The organism is Catenulispora pinisilvae (assembly GCF_015356865.1).
GTDB lineage: Bacteria > Actinomycetota > Actinomycetes > Streptomycetales > Catenulisporaceae > Catenulispora > Catenulispora pinisilvae.
On record NZ_JAAFZA010000139.1, the window covers coordinates 16,412 to 27,046 of the forward strand.

Annotated in this window: 10 protein-coding genes; 2 read left to right on the forward strand and 8 right to left on the reverse strand. The window is 70.5% G+C overall.

The annotated features are described in order from the left end of the window. Positions 1–230 precede the first annotated feature (230 nt). From IZR01_RS30905 to IZR01_RS30915, 3 genes are all read right to left on the reverse strand, one after another. On the reverse strand, positions 231–1,556 hold the full coding sequence (locus tag IZR01_RS30905; RefSeq protein ID WP_194925925.1) for a KamA family radical SAM protein: 1,326 nt from the start codon (positions 1,554–1,556) through the stop codon (positions 231–233). 9 nt (positions 1,557–1,565) lie between these two features. Then, positions 1,566–2,741: a hypothetical protein gene (locus tag IZR01_RS30910; protein WP_194896748.1), complete on the reverse strand. Its 1,176-nt coding sequence runs from the start codon at positions 2,739–2,741 to the stop codon at positions 1,566–1,568. Between the two features lie 68 nt (positions 2,742–2,809). Further along, the gene (locus IZR01_RS30915; protein ID WP_194925926.1) at positions 2,810–3,616 is read right to left on the reverse strand and encodes an SDR family oxidoreductase; all 807 of its coding nucleotides are present in this window, start codon (positions 3,614–3,616) and stop codon (positions 2,810–2,812) included. A 343-nt stretch (positions 3,617–3,959) separates the two neighbouring features. On the opposite strand from IZR01_RS30915, the gene IZR01_RS30920 reads away from it, so the two are divergent. Then, positions 3,960–4,421 (forward strand): DUF2690 domain-containing protein, encoded by a 462-nt coding sequence (locus IZR01_RS30920; protein ID WP_194896750.1) that lies wholly within the window; start codon positions 3,960–3,962, stop codon positions 4,419–4,421. Between the two features lie 195 nt (positions 4,422–4,616). Here IZR01_RS30920 and IZR01_RS30925 read toward each other — a convergent pair whose 3' ends face one another. Genes IZR01_RS30925 through ligD (IZR01_RS30935) form a run of 3 tightly spaced genes read right to left on the reverse strand, consistent with a single transcriptional unit; the run spans position 4,617 to position 7,688 of the window. Further along, a complete protein-coding gene (locus tag IZR01_RS30925) occupies positions 4,617–5,291 on the reverse strand; it encodes an HAD family hydrolase (protein WP_323747150.1) in 675 nt (224 codons plus the stop codon). Further along, positions 5,288–6,181, reverse strand: coding sequence for a non-homologous end-joining DNA ligase (ligD, locus tag IZR01_RS30930; RefSeq protein WP_194925927.1), 894 nt, complete (start codon positions 6,179–6,181; stop codon positions 5,288–5,290). Before ligD (IZR01_RS30930) ends, IZR01_RS30925 begins: the two co-directional genes overlap by 4 nt. After that, the gene (ligD, locus tag IZR01_RS30935; protein WP_323747151.1) at positions 6,171–7,688 is read right to left on the reverse strand and encodes a non-homologous end-joining DNA ligase; all 1,518 of its coding nucleotides are present in this window, start codon (positions 7,686–7,688) and stop codon (positions 6,171–6,173) included. Before ligD (IZR01_RS30935) ends, ligD (IZR01_RS30930) begins: the two co-directional genes overlap by 11 nt. A 64-nt stretch (positions 7,689–7,752) precedes the next feature. On the opposite strand from ligD (IZR01_RS30935), the gene ku reads away from it, so the two are divergent. Continuing rightward, a complete protein-coding gene (ku, locus tag IZR01_RS30940) occupies positions 7,753–8,811 on the forward strand; it encodes a non-homologous end joining protein Ku (protein WP_194925928.1) in 1,059 nt (352 codons plus the stop codon). 37 nt (positions 8,812–8,848) lie between these two features. Here the strand turns inward: ku and IZR01_RS30945 are convergent, their stop codons facing one another. Continuing rightward, positions 8,849–9,514: a BUD32 family EKC/KEOPS complex subunit gene (locus tag IZR01_RS30945; RefSeq protein ID WP_228560598.1), complete on the reverse strand. Its 666-nt coding sequence runs from the start codon at positions 9,512–9,514 to the stop codon at positions 8,849–8,851. Positions 9,515–9,596: 82 nt separating this feature from the next. Continuing rightward, complete coding sequence (locus tag IZR01_RS30950) at positions 9,597–10,316, reverse strand: hypothetical protein (protein ID WP_194925930.1); 720 nt, start codon at positions 10,314–10,316, stop codon at positions 9,597–9,599. Positions 10,317–10,635 lie beyond the last annotated feature (319 nt).

Genomic DNA, 10,635 nt, shown 5'->3' on the forward strand with positions numbered 1-10,635 from the left:
ATTCCTGGGGGTTCCGGCATACGGAACCGCAGCTGACATGTGAACTTGCGAAACGGCTCAGGGCAAGGCCCCGCTGGCCGCGGCAGCGAAACACTGTGCGACCCGGACGGCCGCCCTCAGCCCTGGTTTGGCTGTGGGTGGTCGGCCGGGGCGGCCAGGCGCCGCTACTGTGCCCTTGGCAGCCAGAGGCTGCGTGCCGTTTCACGCCGGTACCCCCAGGGATCAATCATCTAGTCTTCGCCGGCCGATGCCGCCGCCCGGATGTCCGCCGGGGTTCCGGGGACGAGTTCGAGGTCGTCGATCCAGGCGGCATCTGCTGAGTAAACAGCACGGAACGGCCTGCCGACCAGACGGGGGTCGCGCGCTTGCAGGTAGCGCAGCTCGAAGAAGCGGCCCGCGCCGGCCTCCTCGGTGACGCCGTCCACCACGATCTTGCCGTTGGTGGTGGACATCACCGGGCCGCGGACGGTGCGGGCCAGGCCCGGCAGGGTGCTGTAGGCGTCGCGGAAGATGGCGGCGGAGCGGGCCAGCGGGACCTTGAAGTAGTCGCGCGGGCCGGTGTCCCGGGCCACGAACATGTAGTACGGGACCGCGCCCGCGCGCTGCTCCGCGCGCCACAGCCGGGCCCAGGCCGCGGCGTCGTCGTTGACCCGGCCGATGATCGGGGCCTGGCAGTAGACGACCGCGCCGGTGTCGCGGATCCGGGCCAGGGCGGTGCGGGCGATGGCCGGCTCCAGCTCGACCGGGTGGCTCAGGTGCGCCATCAGGGCCGGGGTCTTGCCGGCCTCGGCGATCTGCTCGAACAGCCGCAGCGTGGCGTCGGCGTCGTGGTCGGTGACGTAGCGGTGCGGCCAGCTGGCCACCGACTTGGTGCCGATCCGCACGGTCTGTAGCGATTCCACAGCCAGGAACGGCTCCAGGTGCTGCCGCAGCCGCTCGGCGGTCATCACCATCGGGTCGCCGCCGGTGACCAGGACGTCGGTGATCTCCGGGTGCCGACGCAGGTATTCGACGGTGCGCGTGGGGTCGGCGGCGGCGAACCGCAGTTCCGGCTCGCCGACGAACTGGGCCCAGCGGAAGCAGTAGGTGCAGTAGGCGTGGCAGGTCTGGCCCGCTGCGGGGAAGTACAGCAGGGTCTGGTCATACTTGTGTTGGGTGCCGGGCACCGGGCCGGAGGCGTCCTGCGGGACGTTCAAGTCCTGCTGGTGTTCCGGATGCGGGTTCAGACCGGCCCGGATGCTCGCGATCGCCCGGGCCAGCTCGCCCGGGTTGCCGCCGTCGCGGGCCGTGGTGAGCAGCTGTTCGTCGGCCGGGGACAACATGCCCGGCTGCGGGAAGAACAAGTGGAAGATCGGATCGGAGTGCGGTTCCGACCAGTCGATCAGTTCGCTGAGAACATATTCGTTGACCCGGAACGGCAGGACCAGCGAGAACAAGCGGACGCTCTCGCGGAGCCGGGGATCCAGTCCGTACTTCGTGGCGATCTCGTCGAGCCGGTTCGGGCCCAGGGCCTGGAACCGGTCCCCGACGGGACGGCCACCGCTGGTGTGCTGCACGCCCTGACGCTACCTGACGCCGGGGACGGATGGATCCGAGGTTCGAAGCAGGAGATAGGCCGTGTCGGGGATCTCCCCGTAGATCCGGCGGAAGGCGGAGTCCAGCACGGCCCCGACCTGGTCCCGCTCGGCGCTCTCCAGCCGGCACGAGCGGCCGTCGTTCGCCGCCAGCACCTCGCCGACGGAGCGCCGCAGGAAGCGCTCGACGCGGCGGGAGGCGACGTAGCGGCGGCCGTCTTCCAGGTCGACGAAGCGGACCAGGTAGGTGCGCTCGATGTTGTCGTCGGTCACCGTGACCGGGGTCAGCGCCTGGTGCGGCGCGGCGGCGTGCCAGACGGCCTGGAACCGGTTGTTGACGAAGGATCCCAGCGGGCTGTCGACCATGACCTCCAGCTGTTCGGCGCGGCCGGACAGCTTGCCCACCGGGTAGAACGACACCAGCGCGCGGTCGTCCCAGCGGTACATCGTGACGTCCGGGCCGGAGGAGTACAGCCGCACCTGGAAGTCGGCGGCCGAGCCGAGCGCGCGCGGGCCGCCCTCCTGCTCGAAGGAGCGGTGCAGCCGGGTGATCGTCTCCAGGTTCCGCTCCAGCATCGGGCCGAGTTCATCGGCCCGGCCCAGCTCCAGGTCGCGCTGCTCGGCGGCCATGGTGGTCGGGTTGATCAGCAGGACCCTGATGGACACCCCGCGCGCCACGGCCTGGCGGACCATCGCCTCGAACCGCGCCGCGTGCGGTTCGGCCAGCAGGTTGGAGTAGGTGTCCAGGATCCGGATCACGCTGTTCGCCCGCGCGGCGTTGGCCAGGAACTGCGAGTAGTCCAGTTCGGCGTGTTCCCGGACGCCGCCCTGCCCGGCGCGCTCGATGATCGGGGTGATGACGTAGATGGTGAACACCGCGCCGATCAGGTCCGCGGCGGTGTTCAGCGCGAAGTTCGGCCAGTACGGCGCGACGGTGCGGCCGATCCAGCCCAGGGTGAGGATCGCGCCCAGACCCACGACCAGCCCGGTGATCCAGCGCGGGTCCGGGGCGCGGCGGCGCAGCCGGGGCAGCGGCCGGAGCCGGCGGATCAGGGATATGCGACGCGACTGGGACGGCTCAAGTCGCGGGTATGCGCGTGGGCCGCGTGGGCCGCGCCGGCCGCGCCGGTCCTCCTGATCAGAGCGTCCCCGCTCCCGGAAATCCATGGTGCCGAAGGCTACTGGTGATGATCGAGATCTGCCAGGGCTCGCAGATCACCCATGAGGTCGCCGGGCTACCGCCCCGGTCGCCAGGGCAGCGGCCAGTCTCTTCCTCGCAATGCGGCGTCGGTCCCACCGTCGCAGAACACGACCGAGCCGACGAGGAAGGATGCCTGGTCTGACAACAGGAACGCGGCGGTGGCCGCGACTTCCTCCGGGCGTCCGGGCCGGCCCGCCGGGATGGTCTTCTCGAAGGCGGCCATGGCGTCGGCGGTGAGCCCGTCGGTGCGGGTGGCCTGCGTCATCGGGGTGTCGATCATGCCGGGGGCGACGGCGTTCAGCCGGACGCCGTCGGCGATCCAGTCGGCGGCGCGGGTGCGGGTGTACCAGGCCAGGGCGGCTTTGGTGGCCGGGTAGGTCGGGATCGCGCTGAGCTCGCCCAGGGCGTCGGCCAAGGCGCGGGCCCGCGGTTCCTCGCCGGCCAGACAGGCCTCGGCGACGTCGGTCGACCAGTCGGGCTGGCAGGTGATGGAGTTCGAGGACGGCAGGACGACCGCGCTGCTTCCGGCCGCTTTCAACACCGGGCGCAGACCTTCCAGGAGCGTGATCGCGCCGAAGTAGTTCACCGAGACCAGCAGCGAGCCGGGCCGGCCGGTGGCCGGGCCCAGGCCCGCGAAGGGGAGCAGGCCGTCCAGGCGGCCGTGACAGAGTTCTGTGACGGCGGCGACCGCGTCGGCCCGGCCCTGGGCCGTGCCCAGATCGGCGTCGACGTCGGCACCGGCCAGGTCCACGCCGACCACCCGGTGGCCTTCGTCGGCCAGCCAGGTGGCCAGGGTCGCGCCGATGCCGGAGGCGGCGCCGGTGACGGCTATGGTGGCCATGGCGCGCAGCGTAGGCCGAAGCGGTGCGGAATGTAAGAGCACTGTAAGAGCACTCAATATCCGCGCGGTTCGAAGGCGCACGCCCCATCGCGCGGTACTGGAAGACCGCCTATCCGATTGATCTTTCAACCTGCGGCGGGAAGAGCTGCGCAAGCCCCTCTGGGAAAAGCTGCACAACCTCCTCTGACCGGCACGCTCAGCTTCCCCCGAACGGCGCATGGCGGCTCGCCACCGGCGGCCGCCCGGGAGCCAGGATGGCTGAGGTGTTCGACACCAGGCGTCGCCTCGGGTCGGCGGGTTCTCCCGCCGCGACGGCGCTTTCTGATCCCCCGGAGGGGGAGTCATGTTCTCTCGTCGAATCGCTTCCCGGATCGGCGTTGGATTCGGTGCCCTCGCGCTGGCGAGCGCCCCGCTGGCCGCCTACGCGGCCGACACGCAGGTGCCGGCCAAGGCCGCCGCCTCCTGTAGCAACCAGGGCTGCAACGGCAAGGATCCGCAGGCCACCGGCTGCTCGCAGACCTACCAGGCCCGGAACATCCGGACCGCGGCGATCATGAGCAACGGCAAGCAGCTCGGCTGGGTCGAGCTGCGCTGGTCGCCGTACTGCGGCAACAACTGGGCCCGGGTGGTCTCCACCGCCGGCTCGGCCAGCCTGGCCGCCACCGCCACCCGCTCGGACGGGGCCAAGATGTCGGGCTCCGGCAAGGGCACCGTGCTCTGGACCCCGATGATCTTCGGCCGCGACCTGTGCGTCTCGGCGACCGGGACCATCAACGGGGCCACCGCCACCACCTCCTGCGGATGACGGCGCGGCCGACCGGGCAGATGATGGAGACGGTACCGGCCACGCGGTGTCACCGCGGGTAGCCGACAGCAGGACCTGTCCCCTCCCAGAAGCGGGGCGGGCCGCACGACTTTGGCGGCCCGCCCCGCACCTCTTTGTGGCGGTGGGGCTGGGCGACAGAGCAGCGCGGGGCGGGGCGGCAGGGCGGTAGCGGAGTCAGACCAGGTCCAGCAGCTCTGTCAGGGAACTGATCGCCGGCACACCGGCCTCGTTCGCCGCCGCCTCGCCGTCCCGCAGCATCGCGCGCCCCTGATATCCCAGCGCGACGGCGGCCGCGACCAGTTCCGGGGAGTCGTCGACGAACAGGCAGTCGGCCGGGGCCAGGCCGAGGGCTTCGCTGGCGTGGTGGTACATCCTCGGGTCCGGCTTGTGGCAGCCCAGCACCGCCGAGATCGCGTAGGCGGCGAAGAACTCGTGCAGGCCCAAGGCGGCGTGCAGATCGGGCAGGGTCGGCCAGGCGTCGGAGACGACGGCCATCGGGACGCCGCGGGCGCGCAGGGCCGTCAGGGTCGGGATGACGTCGGGGAACGTCTCCAGGAGCGTGGTCGCCGGGACGTCCCGGACCAGCGCGGCCAGCAGTTCCGGGGAAGCCTCGACGCCGATGTGGGTCAGCATCACGCGGTGGTAGTCGTCGTGCTCGGGGGTGGTGGTCGCGGCGGCCATGAAGCGGTCGCCTTCGCGGACCGCCTCGGCCAGTTGCTCATCGCTCACGTGCCGAGCGTGTGCTTTCACCGTCGCCTCGAAGTCGGCACGGGGATTCCAGCGGCCGCCGATGGGCCGCATCAGGACGCCGCCGGAGTCGAGCAGGAGCGCTTTGGGGGTCTGAGTCACAGCCCTGATAGTAGATCGCCGTATCGCGCGACCTGCTCCAAAGCCCGCGCCGGCGGGAACCGCAGATCCTCAGGATGCCTCGCCGCCGCCAACTGCTCCCACGTCACCGGGGTCGACACCGCCGGATGCGGTGTGGCGCGCAGGGAGTACGGCGCGATCGTGGTCTTGGCGTGGGTGTTCTGCGACCAGTCCACGAACACCTTCCCGGGCCGCTCCGCCTTGGCCATGCTCGACACCACCAGATCGCGGTGCGTGCCCTCCAACGCCCGGGCGATGGTGTGCGCGAGTTCGCGGGCCTGCTCGCCCGGGACGTCGGTCAGCGGCGCGTACAGATGCAGCCCCTTGGCGCCGGAGGTCTTCGCGGACAACTCCAATCCGTGCGCGGACAACAGATCGCGGGCGGCCAGCGCGACCCGGACGCAGTCCACGACCGTGGCCGGCGCCCCCGGATCCAGGTCCAGCACCAGCAGATCGTGGTGCGCCTGGTCGGACACCCGCCACTGCGGGACGTGGAACTCGATCGCCGCCAGGTTCGCCGCCCACATCAGCGAGGCCAGGTCGTCGATCAGGACGTACTCGACCTTCTTGCCGGAGCTGCTGGCCGCGATGTCCGCGGTGCGGACCCAGGACGGCCGGTGCGCGGGCGCGTGTTTGGCGAAGAACCCTGAGGTGTCCACGCCGTCCGGGTAGCGGATGAACGTCACCGGCCGGTCGGTCAGGTGCGGCAGCATCACCGGCGCGATCCGGGCGTAGTAGTCGAGGATCTCGCCTTTGGTGAATCCGGCTTCGGGATAGAGCACCTTGTCGAGGTTGCTCAGCTTCACCGTCCGGCCCTCGATCTCAACAGTCTGTGACGCCTGCGACGTCTGCGGCTCAGGCTCAGGACTCACGGACCACCTCCGCGGCGTCCTTGTCGGGCCGGATCCCCTTGAAGACGGGGTGCCGCAGCCGGCCCTTCGACGTCCACTCGCCGAATGTCACCTCGGCCACCACCACCGGCTCGACCCAGGTGGCCACCCGCGCGTCGACGACGTCCACGGCCGTCGCGAACGGGCTGTCCGGCACCGCCAACTCCGCCAACGCCTCCAACAGGACCCTGCGATCATGCTCGGTGAAGCCGCTGCCCACCTTGCCGACGTAACGCAGCCGGCCGGCGTCGTCCGGCACTCCCAGCAGCAGCGCGCCGATCTGTGTTTGTTTTTGGAATCCCCGTGCGCGGCGCCCGGCGGCGTCCTGACTCTTCAGCGGGGTGAAGCCGCCGATGACCGCGGACTGCGAGTCGGTCAGCTTGACCTTGCGCCACGCCGGCGAGCGCGTCCCGGGCTGGTAGGGGGAGTCCAGACGCTTGGCCACCACGCCTTCCAGCCCGGCGGCGCGCGCCGCGGCGAGTACGTCGGCGACCGGGGTGTCGGGGAACGTCGGCGGGGTCTGCCAGTGCGGTCCGGACAGTTCCAGGGATTCCAGGAGCTCGCGGCGGTCTTTGTAGGGGAGGTCCAGGGTGGAGCGGCCGTCCAGGTGGAGCAGGTCGAAGATCAAGTAAGAGGCCGGATTCGTCCGGGACAGCCGGATCGCCTCCGATCCGCGGGTGCCGAAGCGGGTCTGGAGCGCGCCGAAGCTGACCTCGCCGGCGTCGTCCAGGGCGATGATCTCGCCGTCGAGCAGGAGTTGCGCGCTGCTGACCGTCTTGGCCAGGGCCTTGATTTCGGGGTAGGTGTCGGTGAGGTCGTTGCCGTTGCGGGAGCGCAGTCTGGCCCGGCCGCCCTCGATGCGGCACAGGGCCCTGATGCCGTCCCATTTGAACTCGGTGGCCCAGCCGGTGCCGGTGCCGGTCGGGGCGGTGCCGGGGATCGCGAGCATCGGCCGTAGGTCGTCGGGGACGGCTGCGAAGTCAGAGTCCTGACCCTTCTCCCGGTGGATCATCCAGTCCGCGCCGCCGGTGCGGAACAGGGTGTAGCGGCCGGAAAGGCGTTCGCCCGTCAGTTCGATTTTGATTTCGTCGTCGGTCCATTTCTCCGGGGTGTAGGTGCCGCGGTCATAGGTGGCGACGGTTCCCGCGCCGTATTCGCCGGGCGGGATGCGTCCGGTGAAGTCGGCGTATTCGACCGGATGGTCCTCGGTGCGCACGGCGCGGTGGTTGTGCCTGGGATCGGTGGGGACGCCTTTGGGCAGCGCCCAGGAGACCAGGACGCCGTCGTGTTCCAGGCGGAAGTCCCAGTGCAGGGCGGTGGCGCGGTGTTCCTGGACCACGAAGATCGGCCGGTGGTTCTTTCCGCTTCGTGCGCTCTTCTTCGGTGGCGTTCTCGGGACGGGCTCCGGGGTGCGTGCCGCGTCGCGCTTGGCGCGGTACTCGTGCAGCCGGTCTCCCGGCACCGGGGGAGGAGGCGCGGCGGGGGGCACCGTTCCATGACATCCCGGGCCCGGCCGGGGTGCGAGTCCGGATGATCCGAATTAGCGTCGGGGCATGCGGGCGATCTGGAGCGGCGTCATCTCCTTCGGCATGGTGACGGTGCCGGTGAAGATGTTCGGCGCGACCGAGGAGAAGCGGGTCGCGTTCCACCAGGTGCACGCCGCCGACGGCGGCCGGGTGCGGCAGAAGCGGGTCTGCGAGCTGGACGGCGCCGAGGTGCCGACGGCCGACATCGCCAAGGGGTACCAGCTGCCGGACGGGGACGTGGTGGTGCTCACCGGCAAGGACTTCGAGGGGCTGCCGGAGGCGATCGCGAAGACCATCTCGGTCGAGGCGTTCGTACCGGAGGAGCAGATCGACCCGATCATGTATTCGAAGTCGTACTACCTGGCGCCGGACAAGCTGGGCGTGCGCCCCTACGCGCTGCTGCGCGACGCGATGGCCGCCTCCGGGCGGGTGGCGGTGGTGCGCTTCGCGATGCGGGAGCGGGAGAGCCTGGCCGCGCTGCGGGTGCGCGACGACGTGCTCACGCTGGAGACCATGCTGTGGTCCGACGAGATCCGCAAGCCCGACTTCGACTTCCTGGACTCCAAGGTCGAGCCGAAGACCGCCGAGCTGAAGATGGCCGAACTGCTGATCGACTCCCTCAGCGCCGACTTCAACCCCGAGGACTACCACGACAACTACCGCGAGGCTCTGGAGGAGATCATCGAGGCGAAGGTCGCCGGCCGCGAGGTGGTGACCCCGCCGGCCCCGGCCGAGGGCGGCGCGCAGGTGATCGATCTGATGGCGGCCTTGAAGGCGAGCGTGGAGGCGGCGAAGAAGACGCGCGGGGCGGGGACTGATGAGCAGGCCGCGGAGCCGGCTGCCAAGAAGGCCGCGGCTAAGAAGACGGCGGCTGCCAAGAAGACGGCCGCGTCGGCGTCGAAGAGCACTGATTCTAAGAGCACTGGTTCTAAGGGCACTGCGTCGGGGGCGGCCTCGTCAAAGAAGACTGCGACACCGGCGCGGGCGGCGAAGGGCGCGCGGGGTGCGGCGAAAGCCACGGATCTGCACAAGCCCGCGCGCAAGAAGCCCGCTACCAAGTCGACGTCTACCCGGCGCAGCGCCTGAGCTGTTCTTTGCTCAGTGCGTGAGTCAGGCCCTTGCCTCACACGTGGGCGATCACCAGCGCGACCGCGGCGTCGAGGTCGCCGGAGGCGGCGTTGGCGTCGGCGGCGCGCTCGGCGCGGGCCGCCGCCACGACACCGTCGTCCAGGACGACCGAGGTCGGCCGGTGGGCGAGCAGGACCGACAGCACTTTCTCGGCCGGCGCCGCCAACTCGGAGCCGTCCAGCGCGATCTCGGCGAGAATCAGGGCCGACATGGTCCAGTCCAGGCCCGGCGGGCCCTGGCGGGTGTTCACCCAGTCGATGACGATCGGGCCTTCGGGCGTGCGGATCACGTTCAGGGGATGCAGATCGAGGTGCAGGACGGCCGTTCCGGGTTCCCCCGCCGCGCCGTCGGGGAGCGGAACGGCGTGCAGCCTGGTGAGAAGGTCGGCCAGGATCATCCCGACCTCGGCGGTGCCGACCTCCCCGGCCTGTGCCGCGTCCATCAGCGTCGGCCCGGCCACCCGCCGCATCACCAGGTCGGTGGCCGCCTCGTCGCGGGCGGGGCGGACCTCGGGCACCGGGTAGCCGTGGGCGTGCAGGTGGGCCATGACCGCGGCTTCCCGCGACTGCGAGCGGCCATCGCGGTTGCGGCGCAGGACCCAGGAGTCGTCGACCGCGTAGATGTCCGCGTCGCGTCCGGAGCCGATGAGTTCGCCGATCATCACGGACGAACGGTAGCAACTGGGCGGGGTCTGAGGCTTCTCGCCGGTGCGGCGGCGAGACCGCCGGTGGCCGAGGCCGGCCTCAGCTCCAGTCGAAAGTCAGCAGCGCGAGCCGGTTGACAGGCTCGAAGAACAGCAGAATCGAGTCGGCGCCGCTCCGTCGGTAGTGCCAGCCCGGCACCGAGGCCACGAATCGGAACGGATTCCCGGCGGGGCTCATGGGCCACGCGATCTGGTCGTCGTGCTCGATGTCGAACAGGTCGGGTTGGACCCAATTGCCGTGTGCGTCCGCCTCGCCGCCGAGTTGCTCCAGGAAGGCCACGGCGGTAGCCCCGTCGAACTGCGGAGAGCCGTCCTCGCGGCGCATAAGGAGGATGCCTTCGCGGCGGAAGGCGTCCCGGTGCGCCAGGTAACTGCGCTCCTCGGACTCGCAGTGCTCGTGGAGCTGCGTACGGAACTCGGGCCAGGGATCGGGCAGTTCCTCGGGGGTCGTCGCCCGTGCGAAGTAGCGCCAGTCGCCGAGCAGGCGGTAGCGGTCGCCCTCCATCGAGAACCCGAGCCAGTTGGGCTTCTGTAGGGGTGAGTGGAAGGCTTCCGTGTGGTCGCCGAGGTAGCCCTCGGTCGGCTCCAACGGACTGACCAGGTGGATCCATCCGTGCCAGGCCGGGTCCACCTCGGCGAGATCGATCGAGATCAGCGGGTGCAGGTGCTTCGCCAGTTCGGCCTGGTCGGCGACGAACACCTCCGCGGGCTCGGGGTAGACCCGCAACCCCGCCCCGGCCGCCATGACGTCTTCCTGCATCGTGAACCTCCATCGTCGCCCCGGTATTCGGCCGAGGCCGCCGGGCATGTAGATCGATCGGGGGACAGTCAACCTTCCCCGTCGGACACTCGCGGGGTCGCCTGCGCCCCGGCCGACCAAACCTGAGAGTCACAGACCCACTGCGATCCGGGGTGGAGGCGCTCACCGGTTGACACGCTCGAACAAAACTTCGAATATGGCTCGGTGGCACTGATCGCGCATGCGTTCGACGAGGACGCGACGTCCGGCGGGCCGGGTGACGTGGACCGGGCGGCGGTGGTGGCGCGGTTGCGGGTGCTGGTCGGCGGGGGTGTGGACG

What these genes read in the sequence shown, in the direction of transcription:
- IZR01_RS30910 (WP_194896748.1), bottom strand. Translation starts at nt 2,741, where the DNA reads ATGGATTTCCGGGAGCGGGGACGCTCTGATCAGGAGGACCGGCGCGGC.
- IZR01_RS30915 (WP_194925926.1), bottom strand. Translation starts at nt 3,616, where the DNA reads ATGGCCACCATAGCCGTCACCGGCGCCGCCTCCGGCATCGGCGCGACC.
- IZR01_RS30920 (WP_194896750.1), top strand. Translation starts at nt 3,960, where the DNA reads ATGTTCTCTCGTCGAATCGCTTCCCGGATCGGCGTTGGATTCGGTGCC.
- ku (WP_194925928.1), top strand. Translation starts at nt 7,753, where the DNA reads ATGCGGGCGATCTGGAGCGGCGTCATCTCCTTCGGCATGGTGACGGTG.
- IZR01_RS30945 (WP_228560598.1), bottom strand. Translation starts at nt 9,514, where the DNA reads ATGATCGGCGAACTCATCGGCTCCGGACGCGACGCGGACATCTACGCG.
- IZR01_RS30950 (WP_194925930.1), bottom strand. Translation starts at nt 10,316, where the DNA reads ATGCAGGAAGACGTCATGGCGGCCGGGGCGGGGTTGCGGGTCTACCCC.